The sequence below is a fragment of the Nocardiopsis sp. NPDC058631 genome (assembly GCF_042716955.1).
GTDB lineage: Bacteria > Actinomycetota > Actinomycetes > Streptosporangiales > Streptosporangiaceae > Nocardiopsis.
Genome location: NZ_JBHXQY010000040.1, coordinates 1 through 17,779, shown reverse-complemented (window position 1 = coordinate 17,779; position 17,779 = coordinate 1). Strand labels below are relative to the sequence as shown.

The 17,779-nt window shown below is 71.3% G+C and carries 17 protein-coding genes; 14 read left to right on the top strand and 3 right to left on the bottom strand.

The features are described from left to right. Positions 1-128: 128 nt before the first annotated feature. Complete coding sequence (locus ACFWTE_RS15250; RefSeq protein WP_378780036.1) at positions 129-1,865, top strand: proline--tRNA ligase; 1,737 nt, start codon at positions 129-131, stop codon at positions 1,863-1,865. A 56-nt stretch (positions 1,866-1,921) separates the two neighbouring features. On the opposite strand, the gene ACFWTE_RS15245 is transcribed toward ACFWTE_RS15250, so the two are convergent. Together ACFWTE_RS15245 and ACFWTE_RS15240 are read right to left on the bottom strand one after the other, a co-directional pair. Next, positions 1,922-2,371, bottom strand: coding sequence for a ferritin-like domain-containing protein (locus ACFWTE_RS15245; protein WP_378780008.1), 450 nt, complete (start codon positions 2,369-2,371; stop codon positions 1,922-1,924). 93 nt (positions 2,372-2,464) lie between these two features. Further along, positions 2,465-2,977 carry a ferritin-like domain-containing protein gene (locus ACFWTE_RS15240; protein ID WP_378780007.1) on the bottom strand — a complete coding sequence of 171 codons (513 nt, stop codon included), beginning with the start codon at positions 2,975-2,977 and terminating at the stop codon, positions 2,465-2,467. A gap of 359 nt (positions 2,978-3,336) precedes the next feature. Here ACFWTE_RS15240 and rimP point away from each other — a divergent pair, with 359 nt between their 5' ends. From rimP to truB, 7 genes are all read left to right on the top strand, one after another. Then, positions 3,337-3,819 carry a ribosome maturation factor RimP gene (gene rimP, locus ACFWTE_RS15235; protein WP_378780006.1) on the top strand — a complete coding sequence of 161 codons (483 nt, stop codon included), beginning with the start codon at positions 3,337-3,339 and terminating at the stop codon, positions 3,817-3,819. Between the two features lie 24 nt (positions 3,820-3,843). Beyond that, positions 3,844-4,857: a transcription termination factor NusA gene (nusA, locus tag ACFWTE_RS15230; RefSeq protein ID WP_378780005.1), complete on the top strand. Its 1,014-nt coding sequence runs from the start codon at positions 3,844-3,846 to the stop codon at positions 4,855-4,857. Between the two features lie 13 nt (positions 4,858-4,870). Further along, positions 4,871-5,194, top strand: coding sequence for a YlxR family protein (locus tag ACFWTE_RS15225; RefSeq protein WP_378780004.1), 324 nt, complete (start codon positions 4,871-4,873; stop codon positions 5,192-5,194). A 213-nt stretch (positions 5,195-5,407) separates the two neighbouring features. Continuing rightward, positions 5,408-8,488 carry a translation initiation factor IF-2 gene (infB, locus tag ACFWTE_RS15220; protein ID WP_378780003.1) on the top strand — a complete coding sequence of 1,027 codons (3,081 nt, stop codon included), beginning with the start codon at positions 5,408-5,410 and terminating at the stop codon, positions 8,486-8,488. Positions 8,489-8,571: 83 nt separating this feature from the next. Then, on the top strand, positions 8,572-8,868 hold the full coding sequence (locus ACFWTE_RS15215; RefSeq protein ID WP_378780002.1) for a DUF503 domain-containing protein: 297 nt from the start codon (positions 8,572-8,574) through the stop codon (positions 8,866-8,868). A 2-nt stretch (positions 8,869-8,870) separates the two neighbouring features. Further along, a complete protein-coding gene (rbfA, locus tag ACFWTE_RS15210) occupies positions 8,871-9,314 on the top strand; it encodes a 30S ribosome-binding factor RbfA (RefSeq protein ID WP_330091995.1) in 444 nt (147 codons plus the stop codon). An 85-nt stretch (positions 9,315-9,399) separates the two neighbouring features. Continuing rightward, positions 9,400-10,287 (top strand): tRNA pseudouridine(55) synthase TruB, encoded by an 888-nt coding sequence (truB, locus tag ACFWTE_RS15205; RefSeq protein ID WP_378780001.1) that lies wholly within the window; start codon positions 9,400-9,402, stop codon positions 10,285-10,287. Between the two features lie 13 nt (positions 10,288-10,300). On the opposite strand, the gene ACFWTE_RS15200 is transcribed toward truB, so the two are convergent. Next, complete coding sequence (locus ACFWTE_RS15200) at positions 10,301-11,149, bottom strand: alpha/beta fold hydrolase (protein ID WP_378780000.1); 849 nt, start codon at positions 11,147-11,149, stop codon at positions 10,301-10,303. 229 nt (positions 11,150-11,378) lie between these two features. On the opposite strand from ACFWTE_RS15200, the gene ACFWTE_RS15195 reads away from it, so the two are divergent. From ACFWTE_RS15195 to ACFWTE_RS15170, 6 genes are all read left to right on the top strand, one after another. Continuing rightward, entirely contained in the window at positions 11,379-11,669 is a 291-nt protein-coding gene (locus ACFWTE_RS15195) for a type II toxin-antitoxin system Phd/YefM family antitoxin (protein WP_378779999.1), read from the top strand. Next, a complete protein-coding gene (locus ACFWTE_RS15190) occupies positions 11,666-11,950 on the top strand; it encodes a type II toxin-antitoxin system RelE/ParE family toxin (RefSeq protein WP_378779998.1) in 285 nt (94 codons plus the stop codon). The genes ACFWTE_RS15195 and ACFWTE_RS15190 overlap by 4 nt, the downstream gene beginning before the upstream one ends. A gap of 169 nt (positions 11,951-12,119) precedes the next feature. Further along, complete coding sequence (locus ACFWTE_RS15185) at positions 12,120-13,067, top strand: bifunctional riboflavin kinase/FAD synthetase (RefSeq protein WP_378779997.1); 948 nt, start codon at positions 12,120-12,122, stop codon at positions 13,065-13,067. A gap of 274 nt (positions 13,068-13,341) precedes the next feature. Beyond that, on the top strand, positions 13,342-13,611 hold the full coding sequence (gene rpsO / locus ACFWTE_RS15180) for a 30S ribosomal protein S15 (protein ID WP_267948452.1): 270 nt from the start codon (positions 13,342-13,344) through the stop codon (positions 13,609-13,611). 309 nt (positions 13,612-13,920) lie between these two features. Continuing rightward, a complete protein-coding gene (locus ACFWTE_RS15175; protein WP_378779996.1) occupies positions 13,921-16,236 on the top strand; it encodes a polyribonucleotide nucleotidyltransferase in 2,316 nt (771 codons plus the stop codon). Positions 16,237-16,354: 118 nt separating this feature from the next. Next, positions 16,355-17,689: a M16 family metallopeptidase gene (locus tag ACFWTE_RS15170; protein ID WP_378779995.1), complete on the top strand. Its 1,335-nt coding sequence runs from the start codon at positions 16,355-16,357 to the stop codon at positions 17,687-17,689. The last annotated feature ends 90 nt before the right edge of the window (positions 17,690-17,779 follow it).

The window sequence follows — 17,779 nt, the reverse complement described above, 5'->3', positions numbered from 1 at the left end:
GTAGCGGCGGGACCACTCGCGCAACCCACGCGCGAACGCGTCCGCACTACCGCTAGCCTGGGTCTCCCCATAGTTGAGTTCCCACGCCCCACGGGCGTGTTCACCGAGGAGTGGCCGTGCTGCTGCGGATGTCGAACCTGTTCCTTCGCACCCTGCGTGAGGACCCGGCGGACGCCGAGGTGCCGAGCCACAAGCTCCTCGTCCGCGGCGGTTTCGTGCGCCGCGCCGCCCCCGGCATCTACAGCTGGCTGCCGCTGGGCAAGATGGTCCTGGACAACGTCGCACGGATCGTGCACGAGGAGATGGCCGCCATCGGCGGCCAGGAGGTCCTCCTCCCCGCCCTCCTGCCCAAGGAGTTCTACGAGGCGTCCGGCCGCTGGGAGGAGTACGGCGACACCCTGTTCCGCCTCAAGGACCGCAAGGGCGCCGACTACCTGCTCGGCCCCACCCACGAGGAGCTGTTCACGCTCCTGGTCAAGGGCGAGTACTCCTCCTACAAGGACTTCCCCGTCGTCCTGTACCAGATCCAGGAGAAGTTCCGCGACGAGGCGCGCCCCCGGGCGGGGGTGCTCCGCGGCCGCGAGTTCCACATGAAGGACTCCTACTCCTTCGACATCGACGACGAGGGCCTCCAGGCCTCCTACGAGGCCCACCGCGCGGCCTACATCCGGATCTTCGACCGGCTCGGACTGGAGTACGTCATCGTCTCCGCCACGTCCGGCGCCATGGGCGGCTCGGCCTCGGAGGAGTTCCTGGCCGTGGCCGCGAACGGCGAGGACACCTTCGTGCGCAGCACGGAGTCCGACTACGCCGCGAACGTCGAGGCCGTCGCCGTCCCGTCGCCCCCCGCCCTGCCCGTCGAGGGGCTGCCCGAGGCCGTGGTGCACCACACCCCGGACACCGCCACGATCCAGACGCTGGTGGACTTCCTCAACGGGGCCGGGACGGGCCGCGACTTCAGCGAGGCCGACACCCTCAAGAACCTCCTCGTCAAGACCCGCGCACCGGGCTCCCAGGACTGGGAGCTGCTGGCCATCGGCCTGCCCGGCGACCGCGACGTCGACCTCAAGCGCCTGGAGGCCGCACTGGAACCCGCCGAGGTCGCGCTCCTGGACGAGGCCGACTTCGCGGCGAACCCGTTCCTGGCCAAGGGCTACATCGGCCCCCGGGCCCTGCTGGACAACAAGGTCCGCTACCTGGTCGACCCGCGCGTGGTCACCGGCACCGCCTGGGTGACCGGCGCGGACAGGACCGACCACCACGTCATCGACCTGGTGGCCGGGCGCGACTTCACCCCGGACGGCACCATCGACGTCGCCGTGGTCCGCGACGGCGATCCCTCGCCCGACGGGCGGGGCACGCTCTACACCGCACGCGGTATCGAGATCGGCCACATCTTCCAGCTCGGCCGCAAGTACACCGACACCTTCCAGGTGGACGCACTCGGGGCCGACGGGAAACCCAAGCGCATCACCATGGGCTCCTACGGGGTCGGCGTCTCGCGCGCCGTCGCCTGCGTCGTCGAGCAGTCCCACGACGACAAGGGCATCGTCTGGCCGCGCGCCATCGCCCCCGCCGACGTGCACGTGGTCGGCACCGGCAAGGGTGAGCAGATCGAGGAGGCCCTGCGGATCGGCGCGGAGCTGGAGGCCCGTGGCCTGCGCGTCCTGGTGGACGACCGCAAGGGAGTCTCACCGGGCGTGAAGTTCACCGACGCGGAGCTGCTGGGTGTTCCGACCGGCGTCATCGTCGGCCGCGGGCTCAAGGACGGGCTGGTGGAGCTGCGGGACCGCGCCACGGGCGACCGCGAGGAGGTCGCCGTGGCCGAGATCGTGGAGCGCACCGTCGCCGCCTGCCGTAGCTAGCGAGCACGACCGCGCGGGGCCGGGGAGGGATCCCCGGCCCCGCGCGTGTACTGCCCTCAGGCGCTCTCGAAGCCGGGAAGGGCGTCCAGCTCCCCGCCCCACTCCAGGCCGCGCAGCGTCGTCTCCTGGAGGGCGCGTGCGCCCTCCAGCCGCAGGCCGGTGTCGGCCGACGCCGCCAGCCACAGGTACGCGCGCGCGGCCGTCTCCTCCAACCCGACCGCGAAGGCGTCGAGGGCCTCGCCCCCGCGCTCCTCCGGCAGCGGGTGCGAGGCCGGCGCGGACGGCGCTTCGATGCCGCGTTCCACCGCGGCCGCGCGCAGCGCGTCACGCAGGGCCTTGTGCTGCTGCGCCGCCTCCAGGGCCCGCTCGCGCCGGTCCTCGTCCCCGGCGGCTCCGCCGACGAACTCGTATCCGTACACCGCAGCGTGCTCGGCGCTCAGCGCCTCGGCCAGCGCCTCGGGGCCGGGGTCCGACCCGTCCGGGGTGGACGCGGGGCTCTCGCTCACCAGTACCGCCTTCACGTTCGTGGATGACCGGTCGGAAGATCGCCCGGCCGGTCGGCCGCCGACCGGCCCGGAAGCCTTCCAAAAAAACTCTCCCTAGGCCCTGGCCAGCAGGTACGCGTGTCCTGCCTCGCAGGCGCCGATGCCGGTGATCAGCTGTGCCAGTCCGGGGTCGGAGACGGCCCCGGCCTGGTCGAGGCGGGCGCTCGTCGCCGCCGACTCCAGCAGCCGCAGCCCGGCGGTGTCCGTCACCGCGTCGGGCGCCTCCGGGGGAGCGGTGCCCTCTCCGGCCGCGAGGTCGGCGGGCGGGGAGGGGGAGGCGTCCGCGGGCAGCGACTCCACCAGCGCGTCCATATGGGTCAGGTGGTGGCCCAGCAGCTGTTCCAGAAGTTCCGCCGGCCCCGACCCCTCGGCGATCGCCGTCTCGTAGCGGACGACCATCCGTTCCTTCTCACGGATCACCGACCGGAGGACGTACTCGTCCGGGGTCATGTCCGCGGGGTACCACTCGGCCTCGCCGCACCCGGCCAGACCCGCGACCGCCGCTCCGGCCACCGCCGCGCCCAGCGCCGTCCGGCGGCTGATGACGCAGCCGTTCACCTGGCCCACGTGCTCTCCCTCCGTACCCCGGACCGTCCCTCGTCGGCCCGGCGGCCGTCCGGGACGGCCACGGCCCCATCTTTCCACGGTCCGCGCGGGGAGCTGCCCGCGCCGACACACCCCGCCACGCGGGCTTTCCCGGTCCTGGAGGCCACGCGGTGACGCGCTCCGGGCACCGACGGCGACCTGGACCGCGCCCGGGTGTGGATACCCTTGCAGCACAACCGCCGTCGCACGCGACGCGCGGCCGGTCCGCGTCCCTCAGGGGAGCGGGCCGTTCAGTCGCAAACTACGTACAGAGCTGGACCGCCCCGTACACCGGCCGGAGGCCGCACGGGCGGGATTTCTCCGCTGGAGGGGCACACCACATGGGAGCGCAGGCACGCGAAGAGCGCATCGCCGAGCTGCTGGAGCCGGTACTGGCCGAGGCCGGACTGGACCTGGAGGCCGTCGAGCTGACACCGGCGGGCAAGCGCCGGGTCCTGCGCGTCGTCGTCGACTCCGACGACGGGGTGGACCTGGACCGGGTCGGTGAGGTCAGCCAGGAGGTCAACGCCACCCTGGACGCCTCCGACGTCATGGGCGAACTGCCCTACGTCCTGGAGGTCACCTCGCCCGGGGTGGACCGACCGCTGACGCAGCCGCGCCACTGGCGGCGCTCCCGTGGCCGGCTGGTCAAGGCCGCCCTCGCCGAGGGCGGCGACGTCACCGGCCGGGTCACCGGTGCCGACGACGAGGGCGTCACCCTCGACGTCGAGGGCCGGCCCCGCACCCTCGCCCACGCCGAGCTCGGCCCGGGCAGGGTCCAGGTGGAATTCCGTCGCGAAGCCGACACCGACGCGGCGGACTAGAGGGGGAGCCCCGTGGATATTGACATGAGTGTCCTACGCAGCCTGGAGCGCGAGAAGGACATCGCGGTCGAGCTGGTCGCCAAGGCCATCGAGGACGCGCTGCTGATCGCCTACCACCGCGAGGAGGGGCCCGACAAGAAGGCCCGGGTCGAGCTCAACCGCTCGACCGGACACGTGACCGTGTGGGTGTCCGAGACGGACGAGGAGGGCGGGGTCGTCGGCGAGTCCGACGGCACCCCGTCCGGTTTCGGCCGTATCGCGACCTCCACCGCCAAGCAGGTCATCCTCCAGCGTCTGCGTGACGCCGAGGACGAGCTGACCCTGGGCGAGTTCGCCGGACGCGAGCACGACATCGTCTCCGGCATCATCCAGCAGGGCAGGGACCCCCGCAACGTGCTGGTCGACCTCGGCAAGCTGGAGGCGATCCTTCCCCCGCAGGAGCAGGTGCCCACCGAGACCTACACCCACGGGGAGCGCCTGCGCGCCTACGTGGTGCAGGTGCGCAAGGGGCACCGCGGTCCGTCCGTCACCCTCTCGCGCACCCACCCGAACCTGGTGCGCAAGCTCTTCGAGCTGGAGGTGCCCGAGATCGCCGACGGCACCGTCGAGATCTCGGCCATCGCCAGGGAGGCGGGCCACCGCACCAAGATGGCCGTCCGCTCGCACCGGGGCGGCGTCAACGCCAAGGGCGCCTGCATCGGCCCGCTCGGCAGCCGTGTCCGCAACGTGATGGCGGAGCTCCACGGAGAGAAGATCGACATCGTCGACTTCTCCGAGGACCCGGCCGTGTTCGTGGCCAACGCGCTCTCGCCGGCGCGGGTCAATTCTGTGGAAATCCTTGACATGGCCGCGCGTGTTGCGCGCGTGATCGTGCCCGACTACCAGCAGTCCCTGGCGATCGGCAAGGAGGGCCAGAACGCCCGCCTGGCCGCCCGTCTGACCGGCTGGCGCATCGACATCCGCTCCGACGCCGAGCCCGTCGCCGGTACCGTCGACGGTGACGGAACCGACGGCGACGGCGACGCCGCGGTCGGTTGATCGGGTCGCGGCGATGTCCCGACGCGATATGGTGGCCGGAGACGGTCCCGACGGCCCCGTGCGCACTTGCGTAGGGTGCCGGTCACGGGCAGTCCAGTCCGACCTCGTGCGGCTGGTGGCTGTGGGCACGGCCATTACGCCCGACACCCGGGGTCGACGTCCGGGACGTGGCGCCTACCTCCACGACGACCGGCGGTGCCTTGAGCTCGCCGAACGTCGCAGGGTCTGGCCTCGCGCCTACCGGAGGGGAGCGGGTGACGCCGGGTGGGACCTCTCACCCGTGGAGGCCCTGTTCGATGCCGCCCCGCGTGGCGGACAGGGTCACCGTTCCCGATAGGGTTGGAATGTCTGGGCCGGTCTCTGGGTTGTCATAACCGAGGTCGGCGTACCAGTGCTGTGTCGGCACGTGAGTACCGACCCATTGTTGTGTAGCGATGAGGAAGCAGGTCGAGATCGCGATGAGCGCCTGATGAGTACGCAGCGATGAGTAACTCGAGTTAACGACGGTCCGGCATAAGCCCATGTCCCGGACCGAAGCTGAAGGAGAGTAGTGGCGAAGGTCCGGGTGTACGAACTCGCCAAAGAGTTCGGTGTAGAGAGCAAGGCCGTGCTGGCCAAGCTCAACGAGATGGGCGAATTCGTCCGTTCGGCGTCCTCGACGATAGAGGCCCCCGTCGTGCGACGCCTCCAAGAAGCCTTCAACAACGGTTCCGACGGCGGCAAGAAGGGCCCGGCTCCCAAGCCCGGCCCGCGCGCCGCGTCCGAGCCGGGTGCGGCCCCGAAGCCGGGTCCCGCCCCCAAGCCGGGTCCGAAGCCGGCTCCCGCCGCGCCCAAGCCGTCGGCCGCGCAGGGCGAGTCCGCCCCGCGCCCCGGTGCGCCCAAGCCCGGCCCCAAGGCCCCCCGCGGTGAGGCAGGTGCCCGCCCCGGCGGCGCGCCCAAGCCCGGTGGTCCCGCAGGTCGCCCCGAGAGTGTGCGCTCCGAGGAGCCCCGCCCCGAGGTTGCGCGCCCCGAGGCCGCACGTCCCGAGGCTGCGCGCCCCGAGACCGGCCGTCCCGAGGGTGCGCGTCCCGAGGGAGGGCGCCCCGAGGGCGGCCGTTCCGAAGGTGCGCGTCCCGAGCGCGGTGAGCGCCCCCAGCGTGGTGAGCGTCCCCAGCGCGGCGACCGTCCCGAGCGTGGCGGAGCCCGTCCGGGTCCGCGCACGTCCGGTCCGCGTCCGGGCAACAACCCGTTCGCGTCCAACGCCTCCGGCATGGGTTCCAAGCCCGCTCCGCGTCCTGGTGGCGCTCCGGGTGCCGGTGCTCCCGGTGCCGGTGCCCCGCGTCCGGGCGGTCCCCGCCCGGGTCCGCGTCCCGGCCCGCAGGGCGGTGGCGACCAGCGCGCCCCGCGTCCCGGCGGCGCCGCGGGCGCCCCGCGTCCGGGTGGTGCCGCGGGTGGACCCCCGCGTCCCGGTGGCGGCGCAGGCGGACCCCGTCCCGGCGGTCCGCGTCCCAGCCCGATGAACATGCCCTCCTCCCGACCGGCCTCGCCTGCGGGCGGCGGTCGCGGTGGCGGCGGCGGTCGTCCCGGTGGCGGCGCAGGCCGTGGCCGCGGGGGAGCCCCCGCGGGCGCCGGTCCGCGTCCCGGTGGCGGCGGCGGTGCCGGTGGCGGTCGTCCGGGTGGCTTCGGTGGCCGTCCCGGTGGCGGCGGTCGCGGTCGCGGCGGCGGTACGGCCGGTGCGTTCGGTCGTCCGGGCGGTCGTCCCGGGCGTGCCCGCAAGTCCAAGAAGCAGCGGCGCCAGGAGTTCAACGACCTCCAGGCCCCGTCCTTCGGCGGCGTCAAGATCCCTGGCGGCAACAACCAGGTCATCCGCCTGTCCCGCGGCGCCTCGCTGTCGGACTTCGGTGACAAGATCGACGTCAACCCGGCGTCGCTCGTCCAGGTCATGATGCACCTGGGTGAGATGGTCACCGCGACCCAGTCGCTGCCCGACGAGTCGCTCCAGCTGCTGGGCGAGGAGCTCAGCTACCGCATCGAGGTCGTCAGTCCCGAGGACGAGGACCGCGAGCTGCTGGAGTCCTTCTCCATCGAGTTCGGCGAGGACGACGGCACGGCCGAGGACCTGCGTCCCCGTCCGCCCGTGGTCACCGTCATGGGTCACGTCGACCACGGTAAGACCCGACTGCTGGACACCATCCGCAAGACCAACGTCGTCAGCGGCGAGGCCGGCGGCATCACCCAGCACATCGGTGCCTACCAGGTCTCCACGGTGGTGGACGGCGAGGAGCGCAAGCTCACCTTCATCGACACCCCCGGTCACGAGGCGTTCACCGCCATGCGTGCCCGTGGTGCGAAGGTCACCGACATCGCGGTGCTGGTGGTCGCGGCCGACGACGGCGTCAAGCCGCAGACGGCAGAGGCCATCGACCACGCCAAGGCGGCCGACGTGCCGATCGTGGTCGCGGTCAACAAGATCGACGTCGAGGGCGCCGACCCGCAGCGGGTCCGCGCGCAGCTCACCGAGTACGGCCTGGTCGCCGAGGAGTACGGCGGCGACGTCCAGTTCGTGGACATCTCCGCGCTCAAGGGCGACAACATCGACGGCCTGCTCGAGTCGATCGTGCTGACCTCCGACGCGTCGCTCGACCTGACCGCCAACCCGGACATGGACGCCCAGGGTCTGGCCATCGAGGCCTACCTGGACCGCGGTCGCGGTTCCATGGCCACGGTGCTGGTCCAGCGAGGCACGCTCAACGTCGGCGACTCCATCGTCTGCGGTGACGCCTACGGCCGCGTTCGCGCCATGCTCGACGAGCACGGCGACAACGTGCAGAGCGCCGAGCCGTCGCGCCCGGTGCAGGTGGTGGGTCTGACCAACGTTCCCAGCGCCGGCGACAGCTTCCTGGTCGTCAAGGACGACCGGGTGGCCCGGCAGATCGCCCAGCAGCGTGAGGCGCGCGAGCGCTTCGCCCAGCAGGCGCGTTCGGCCCGCCGCGTCACGTTCGAGACCTGGCAGGACGCCCTCAAGGAGGGTGAGCGCTCCGAGCTGCTCCTCCTCATCAAGGGCGACATGTCCGGTTCGGTCGAGGCGCTGGAGGAGTCGCTCCTCAAGATCGACTCGGGTGGTGACGAGGTCAACATCCGCGTCATCGGCCGCGGTGTCGGTGCGATCACGCAGAACGACATCAACCTGGCGTCGTCCGCCGACGCGATCATCATCGGCTTCAACGTTCGGCCCGAGGGCAAGAACAGCGAGCTGGCTGACCGCATGGGCGTCGACATCCGGTACTACTCGGTGATCTACCAGGCCATCGACGAGGTCGAGGCCGCGGTCAAGGGCCTCCTCAAGCCGGTCTACGAAGAAGTCCAGCTCGGCAGCGCCGAGGTCCGCGAGGTCTTCAAGGTTCCGAAGATCGGCAACATCGCGGGCTCGATCGTCCGTGGCGGCCTCATCCGCCGCAACACCAAGGCACGGATCATCCGCGAAGGGGTTGTCATCTCCGAGAACCTCACCGTGGAGTCCCTGCGGCGGTTCAAGGACGATGCGACCGAGGTCCGCGAGGGCTTCGAGTGCGGTATCGGTGTCGGCTACAACGACATCCGTATCGCGGACGTCATCGAGACCTACGAGATGCAGGAGAAGTCCCGCGACTAACCCTCGCGGAGCCTGATCCGAAGGGGCCCCGGCCGTGAGGCCGGGGCCCCGTACTCATTCCGCACAACACCACAGGTGATCATGTGTACGTCGGGTCGCTGACCCTGGACGTCCTTCTCGGTGACGTCCACTCGCTCAAACAGAAGCGCTCGCTGGTCCGGCCGGTGATCGCCGACCTGCGCCGTAAGTTCTCCGTCTCGGTCTCCGAGGTCGGGGACCAGGACCTGCACCGACGGGTCAAGATCGGCGTGGCGGTGGTCGCGCCGACGGCGGCGCACGCCCGTGAACTGATGGACACCTGCGAGCGTTTCGTCGCGGGACGTCCCGAACTGGAGCTGCTCTCCGCCAGGCAGCGGCTCTTCAACGAAGAGGAAGACTGACGATGGTTGACGCCGCACGCGCGCGGAAGATCGCCGACCGCATCCAGCGCATCGTCGCCGAGATGCTGGACCGGCGGATCAAGGACCCACGCCTGGGATTCGTCACCGTGACCGACGCGCGCATCACCGCTGACCTGCGGGACGCCACGGTGTACTACACGGTGTTCGGCAGCCCGGAGGAGAAGGCCGCCTCCGCCGCCGCTCTGGAGAGCGCCAAGGGCGTCATCCGCAGCGAGGTGGGACGCCAGACGGGCATCCGGCACACGCCGAGCCTCACCTTCGTCATCGACGAGGTGCAGGAGAACGCCCAGCACATCGAGGAACTGCTGGTCAAGGCGCGCCAGTCCGACGCCGAGGTGGCCGAGAAGGCCACCGGCGCCCAGCACGCGGGCGAGGCCGACCCGTACAAGGCTCCCCGCGAGGACGACGAGGACGAGGACGAGTAGAGTCCCGCCGAGCACCACCGGCGGCGGCGCGGTCGCGCCGCCGCCGTCCCCTTTTCCTTCCCCTTCCGATGATCCGAGGATTCCCATGGCCGAGAGCGGCGTCGTCGTCGTCGACAAGCCCGCCGACTGGACCTCGCACGACGTGGTCGCCAAGACGCGCGGGCTGGCGCGCACGCGCCGGGTCGGCCACGCGGGCACCCTGGACCCGATGGCGACGGGGGTCCTCGTCCTGGGGATCGAGAAGGGCACCAAGCTCCTCGGCCACCTGACGCTGACGGAGAAGGTGTACGACGCCACCATCCGGCTCGGACTGGTGACCAACACCGACGACGCCGAGGGCGAGCCCGGGGCCCGGGTGGACGCCTCCGGGGTCGGGGACGAGGCGGTGCGTGCGGCGGTGGCCGGGCTGACCGGTGAGATCCAGCAGGTTCCGCCGCAGGTCAGCGCGATCAAGGTGGACGGCAAGCGTGCCTACAAGTCGGCGCGCGAGGGCAAGGAGGTCGTGCTCAAGCCCCGCACGGTCACCGTCGCGGGGTTCGAGATCACCGACATCCGCCGGGTGGAGGACGCCGACGGCGTGTTCGTGGACGTGGACGCCGTGGTCACGTGCTCCAGCGGTACCTACATCCGCGCGCTCGCCCGCGACATGGGCGGGGAACTGGGCGTGGGCGGCCACCTGACCGCGCTGCGCCGCACACGGGTGGGCCCCTACGACCTGTCGCAGGCCCGCACGCTCGACCAGCTGGCCGTGGAGTTCGCGCAGGTGCCACTGGCCCGCGCGGTCGCGGTCGCCTTCCCGGTGCGCATGCTCACCGACGACGAGACCCGTCGTGTCCAGAACGGCAACCGGATCGAACCGAGCTCGCTGGGCTCCGGCCCCGTCGGGCTGTTCGCCCCCGACGGCCGGGTGATCGCGCTCGGTGAGAACCGCAGGGACCACATGAAGCCCCTGGTGGTGTTCGAACCCGCCTGATCCCGCTTCGGGCTCAGGGGGCGCCGAGGAAGTCCGCGAGGGCGGCGGTGAGTTCCGCGGGGCGCTCGACGGACGGCAGGTGCCCGGTGTCCGGCAATTCCAGGAGGCGTGCGCCGGGGATCCCCTCCGCGTACAGGTCGGCGACCTCCTGGACCGGGCCGGGCTCGGACAGGCCCTTCACCACCAGGGTGGGCGCGGCCACGTCGCCGAGCCGCGCCTTGGAGGGCCTGCCGGGCCGGCGGGTCGTGAGGACAGGCCCCGACCACTGGCGCGCGAACAGCTCCCGCAGCATCAGCAGGGACAGGTCCCATGCCTCCGGCGGCATGTCCTCGGGGTCCCGCCCGGGGCCCAGCACCACGAAGCGGGCCTGGGCCTGCGCCATCGCCGCGACGTCCGCGGGGTCGGGCGTGGCACGGCCGGCCCGGTACACCTCCAGGCGCTCGTGGGGGACCGCGGCCAGGGCCATCTTGCGGGACTCGCGTACGAACACCTCGGGCCACTCGTGCCCCGACATGCCCGGACACACCAGGGCCAGGGCCTCGACCCGGTCGGGTGCGGCCAGGGCGGCGTCCGCGCAGTAGGCGCCGCCGTAGGAGGCACCCACCAGGGTCGCGCGCTCGATCCCGAGCCCGTCCATGAGGGCGAGCAGGTCCTCGTGGTGGGTGACGGGCCCCTCGTGGTCGGCCGAACCGCCGTGCCCGCGCCAGTCGTACCTGACCACCCGGTGGGTCCGCGCGAACGTGGTGAACTGGTGGTCCCACATGCGCCGGTCGCCCACCCCCGCGTGTACGAACACGACGGCCGGGCCGGAGCCGGCCTCGTCGTACGCGAGTCGGGTGCCACCCGTGTCGATCATCGCCATCCGGGCACGTTAGCGGTGGCCCGGCCGTGTGCCAACCCCGGTCCGCCACCGGCGGAGCGGAGCCGTGCGCCTCGGCCCCGCGCACACGGCGCTCACGACCGCCGGAGCCCCGCCTCCTGGAGCGCGAGGCAGGACACGCGGGCCTGTGCCCCCTGCGCGTGCTGCTCCCAAGGTTGGAAGGTGGCGTGAATCCTGTACAGGAGGGGTTTCATTGGCTAGAATTCTCGCCATGACGATGATGCCGCTGGCCGAAGCCAGAAACCACCTGTCCAAGATCGTCGACGAGGTCGAGAGGACCCACGACGCCGTCACCATCACCCGCAACGGCAGACCCAGCGTCGTGGTGATCTCCGTGGACGACTACGAGTCGATGACGGAGACCTTCGCCCTCCTTGACAGCCCTGAGGAGCAGCGGCGGCTGGGGGAGGCCGAGGAGTCCCTGAGGGCAGGGGACCTGACAACGGCGGACGAGATGGCTGACCTGATGCGCGAGCGGGCCAGGCTGGAGGATGCCGGGTGAGTGATCGCTACGACCTCGTGCTCGCACGTCCCGCACGCAGGGCGCTCACCGAGGAACTCCCCTTCAAGATCGCTTCGGCGGTCTGGGAGTTGGTCAACGGGGACCTGCGCGAGAGACCCCGCACGGTCGGAAAGCCCCTGAACGCCCCCTTTTCCGGGCAGTGGGTCGCCAGGCGCTCGTCCTACCGCGTGCGGTACCGGATCGACGAGGCCGAGCGCCGAATCACCGTGCTCGATGTACAGGGCAGGGCCGATGCCTACCATTACTCAGGCGGACGCTGAGCCGGGAGCAGCCACCGAAGCCTGCGTGCGGGGCGTGTGCCGGGCCACACACCCCGCGTGTCGGTGCGGGTGCGTCCGGCGTGGCACCCTTGGTTCCTGAAAGCCCTGTGGCCCATGGCGGCAGGGCTCGGCGCGGAGCCATGAGGAACGACGAGCAGGGGAGTCGGACGTGCGGCGATGGGACGGGCTGGAGGGTATCCCCTCCGGGCAGGGGCGCTCCGTGGTGGCGGTCGGCGTGTTCGACGGGGTGCACCGAGGCCACCAGGCCATCCTGGAGGCAGCCGTCGGGCGCGGCCGTGAGCTCGGCCTCCCGGTGGTCGCGGTCACCTTCGACCCGCACCCCCGTGCGGTGCTGACCGGGACCACGCCTCCGGTGCTGACCCCGCTGGAGCGCCGGGTGGAACTGCTGGGGGAGCACGGTGCCGACGCCGTGTGCGTCCTGGCGTTCACCAAGGACCTGTCCTCCCTCACCCCCGAGGAGTTCGTCCGCCGTGTGCTGGTCGACCGGCTGCACGCCTCGGCCGTGGTCGTGGGCGAGGACTTCCGGTTCGGGCACCGCGCCGCGGGCGACGTCGCCGCGCTCGCGGACCTCGGGGCCGGGTACGGCTTCACCGCGGACGGGGTCGCGCTCGTCGCGGACGGCGACGCCATCACCTCCACGCGGGTGCGCTCAGTGCTCGCCGAGGGTGCCGTGGCCGAGGCCGCCGACCTGCTCGGCCGCCCGCACCGGGTCGAGGGCGAGATCGTCCACGGGGCGGCGCGCGGCCGCGAACTGCTGGGCTTCCCCACCGCCAACATGGACCTGCTGCCCGGCACGGCGGTCCCCGGTGACGGCGTCTACGCGGGCTGGCTGCGCCGTGTCGCACCGCCGGCCGGATACGAGTCGCGCTGGCCCGCGGCGATCTCCGTGGGCAGCAACCCCACCTTCGACGGTGCGGAGCGGACGGTGGAGTCCTACGCCCTGGACCGCGACGACCTGGAGCTCTACGGGGCCCACATGACCGTGGACTTCACCGCCCGCATCCGCGGCCAGGAGCGTTTCGACAGCATCGACGAGCTCATCGTCGCCATGCGCAGGGACGTGGACCTGTGCCGCGAGGTCCTCCGGGCGGCCTGAGTTCCGGAGGGCGGGGCCCGGGGAGACGGGGCGCACCAGCGGGGCAGCCCCGTCACCTCGTGCTCTGCGGTAGGGTGGGTTCGTCCACGTGTGCCTCGCGGACGGTCACAATCTGGTGACCGCTCCCGTGGGGAGCGCGGTGCACCCACGCCGTCGGCGGAGGGCCGCGCGCACCACACGCGACGGTGACTGTTCGCACGCGCGGTCACCGCGTCTGATCCCCGTCTCGTATCGGGATCCGCCCTGCGTGCCGACTTTCCAGTGAAGGAGCGACGTGTCGATCGACACCGCCACCAAAGAGAAGATCATCGCCGAGTACGCCACCACCGAGGGTGACACCGGTTCCCCCGAGGTCCAGGTCGCGCTGCTCACGCACCGCATCACCGAGCTGACCGAGCACCTCAAGGACCACAAGCACGACCACCACAGCCGTCGTGGCCTGCTCCTGATGGTCGGTCGCCGTCGCCGCCTCCTCAAGTACATCGCCAAGCAGGACATCACCCGCTACCGCTCGCTGATCGAGCGTCTGGGTCTGCGCCGCTAGAGGTGATCGGCGGGAGTGGCTTCGGCCGCTCCCGCTTTGTTAGTAAGGTGTGACGCGACGGCGGTCACACACACCGCCGCTCGCCCTAATTTCACAGAGATCACCCGCGCCCCTCCCTCGGCCGCAGAGTCGAGGCCGGTCCTCGGTAGTGGTCCCCGGACACCGCCCGTCAGGGCGGGCCGTGGGCTTCGATCGATGACCGGCCGTCATCAACTCCGGGGCACGGACGCGGGATACGAATCATGAAGCGCCCTGGGCACAAACCCGTGCCCGGCGCGACGAACGCGAACGTGTAGCAGGAGGTCGCCCATGGAGGGCGTTTACTCAGCCGAAGCCGTCATCGACAATGGCAAGTTCGGCTCCCGTACCATCCGCTTCGAGACCGGTCGCCTGGCCCGCCAGGCCGCCGGTTCGGCGACGGTCTACCTGGACGACGAGACCGTCGTCCTGTCGGCCACCACCGCCTCGAAGCGGCCCAAGGAGAACCTCGACTTCTTCCCCCTCACGGTGGACGTCGAGGAGCGCATGTACGCCGCGGGCCGCATCCCCGGCTCGTTCTTCCGGCGTGAGGGGCGTCCCTCCGAGGACGCCATCCTCACCTGCCGTCTGATCGACCGGCCGCTGCGCCCGTCGTTCCGCAAGGGCCTGCGCAACGAGATCCAGGTCGTCGAGACGATCCTCGCCCTGCACCCCGAGCACCTGTACGACGTCGTCGCCATCAACGCGGCCTCGATGTCCACGCAGATCTCCGGGATCCCCTTCTCCGGCCCGATCGGCGGCGTGCGCGTCGCCCTGATCGACGGCCAGTGGGTCGGCTTCCCGACCCACACCGAGCTGGAGGGGGCCACCTTCGACATGGTGGTCGCCGGTCGCGTCCTCGACGACGGCGACGTGGCGATCATGATGGTGGAGGCCGAGTCCACCCCCCGGACGCTGAAGCTGGTCGCCGAGGGCGCTGTCGGCCCCAACGAGCAGACCGTCTCCGAGGGCCTCGAAGCCGCCAAGCCCTTCATCAAGGTGCTGTGCAAGGCCCAGCAGGCCGTCGCCGACCAGGCGAGCCGCCAGGTCACCGAGTTCCCGATCTTCCTCGACTACGAGGACGACGCGTACGCGGCCGTCGAGGCCGCCGTCCGCGAGGAGCTCTCCAAGGCGCTCACCATCGCTGACAAGCAGGATCGCGACGCCGAGCTGGACCGCGTCAAGGCCGTCGCCGGCGAGAAGCTGGCGGAGGACTTCGAGGGTCGCGAGAAGGAGATCGGCGGTGCCTTCCGCTCGCTCAGCAAGCAGGTCATGCGCGAGCGCGTCCTGCGCGAGAAGGTCCGCATCGACGGTCGCGGCCCCAAGGACATCCGTGGGCTGAGCGCCGAGGTCGGCGTCCTGCCGCGGGTGCACGGCTCCGCTCTCTTCGAGCGCGGCGAGACCCAGATCCTGGGTGTCACCACGCTCAACATGCTGCGCATGGAACAGATGGTTGACACGCTCAACCCGGACAAGACCAAGCGCTACATGCACAACTACAACTTCCCGCCCTACTCCACCGGTGAGACCGGTCGGGTGGGCTCGCCCAAGCGGCGTGAGATCGGGCACGGCGCCCTCGCCGAGCGCGCCCTGCTCCCGGTGCTGCCGGCCCGCGAGGAGTTCCCGTACGCCATCCGCCAGGTGTCCGAGGCCCTCGGGTCCAACGGCTCCACCTCGATGGGCTCGGTCTGCGCGTCCACCATGTCCCTGATGGCGGCCGGCGTGCCCCTCAAGGAGATGGTGTCGGGCATCGCCATGGGTCTGATCAGCGAGGGCGACGAGTACGTCACCCTCACTGACATCCTGGGTGCCGAGGACGCCATGGGCGACATGGACTTCAAGGTCGCCGGTACCCGTGACCTCATCACGGCCCTGCAGCTGGACACCAAGCTCGACGGCATCCCCGCCGAGCAGCTGGCGCTCGCGCTCCAGCAGGCGCGCGGCGCCCGCCTGGCCATCCTCGACGTGATGCAGGAGGCGATCGAGCGTCCGGCCGAGATGAGCCCGAACGCTCCGCGCATCCTCACCGTCAAGGTCCCGGTGGACAAGATCGGCGAGGTCATCGGCCCCAAGGGCAAGATGATCAACTCGATCCAGGACGACACCGGCGCCGAGATCACGATCGAGGACGACGGCACCATCTACATCGGTGCCACCGACGGCCCGTCCGCCGAGGCCGCGCGGGACACGATCAACCAGATCGCGAACCCGACGATGCCCGAGGTGGGCGACCGGTACCTGGGTACCGTCGTCAAGACCACGACGTTCGGCGCGTTCGTGTCGCTGCTGCCCGGCAAGGACGGCCTGCTGCACATCTCGCAGATCCGCAAGCTGCACGGCGGCAAGCGGATCGAGAACCTCGACGACGTCATCGGCATCGGCGAGAAGGTCCAGGTCGAGATCCGCGAGATCGACGACCGCGGCAAGCTGTCGCTGGTCCCGGTCGAGGTCGTCGAGGCCGAGGCCGCCTCCGCGGCTCCGGTCGTCGAGGCCGAGGCCCCGGCCGACGACGCCCCCGCGGGCGAGGACAACGGTGGCGACACCGACGGGGACGCCCCGCGTCGCCGTCGTCGTCGCAGCTCGGGCGGGCGTTCCGAGAACACCTGATCCTGATTGACGCGTGTCGGGGGCGGTCGCACCACGGGTGCGGCCGCCCCCGGCGCGTATTCTCGGCTGGGCCCCGGTGGCCCGGCCGCCGATGTTCCGACGCGAAGAAGAAGGATTCATGAGCTCTGTCCCCATCGCCGCCGAGCAGGATCCGGGCACGACCGTGACGCTGCTGGAGCCCGACGGCGGTTCCGGCCTGGTGCGCCGTACGGTCCTCCCCGGCGGACTGCGCGTGGTCACCGAGAACATCCCGGGTGGCCGGTCCGCGGCGTTCGGGATCTCGGCGACCACCGGTTCCCGTGACGAGGACTCCGCGCACGCGGGGTCGGCGCACTTCCTGGAGCACCTGCTGTTCAAGGGGACCCGGACCCGGTCGGCGCTGGAGATCTCCGCGCTGCTGGACGGTGTGGGCGCGGACCACAACGCCTACACCACGAAGGAGCACACCTGCTACTACGCGAAGGTGCTGGACCGCGACCTGCCGCTGGCCATCGAGGTCGTCGGTGACATGGTCGCGAACTCGGTGCTCGACGCGGGGGAGGTGGAGACGGAGCGGGGCGTGATCCTGGAGGAGATCGCCATGTACGAGGACGAGCCCGCCGACCTGGTGGACGATGTCTTCGCCGCGCACTTCTACGGCGACACCCCGCTGGGCCGCCCCATCCTGGGCACCATCGACACGATCCGGGCACTGCCCCGGGACCGGATCGCCGAGCAGTACCGGAACGTGTACGTGCCCGGCGAGCTGATCGTGACAGCGGCCGGAAGCCTGGACCACGACCAGGTGGTGGAGCAGGTCCGGGCGATGTTCGCCGACCAGTCGGCCGCCGCCGGTGACGCCCGTGCGGCCCGTCCGCGCACGGGGGGCGGCCCGGTCGCCACGAACAGCGGCACCGTGGTGCAGCCGCGCGACACCGAGCAGGCGCACATCATCCTGGGCTCGGAGGGCATCACCCGGACCGACCCGCGCTGGCACGCGCTGCGGCTGCTCAGCGCGGCCCTGGGCGGGGGCATGTCGTCCCGCCTGTTCCAGGAGGTGCGGGAGAAGCGGGGGCTGGCGTACTCGGTGCACGCCTACCAGACGGGTTACGCCGACACCGGCATGTTCCAGATCTACGCGGGCTGCCTGCCGGAGAAGGCCGACGAGGTCATCGGCGTGTGCCGCGACGAACTGGAGAAGGTCGCCGCGTCGGGGATCACCGCCGAGGAGCTGACCCGCGCCAAGGGGCAGATCCAGGGCTCCATGGTGCTCGGCAGCGAGGGCACCAACGCCCGGATGGGGCGGCTGCTCTCGCACGAGCTGAACAAGCCGCGCCACTACTCGATCGACGAGGACCTGGCGCTGTTCGACGCCGTGTCCGGGGCGGATGTGGCCGAGGTGGCCGCCGATCTGCTGTCGCGGCCGCGCGCCCTCGCGGTGATCGGCCCGTACGAGGCCGACCGGGTCTTCTAGGCCGTGTTCCGCGGATCATTCCGGGCTCGCAACCGCCAGGCTGCCTCTCGCTGCGCCGACCACGCTTGGACAGCCAGACCCGGGCTGACC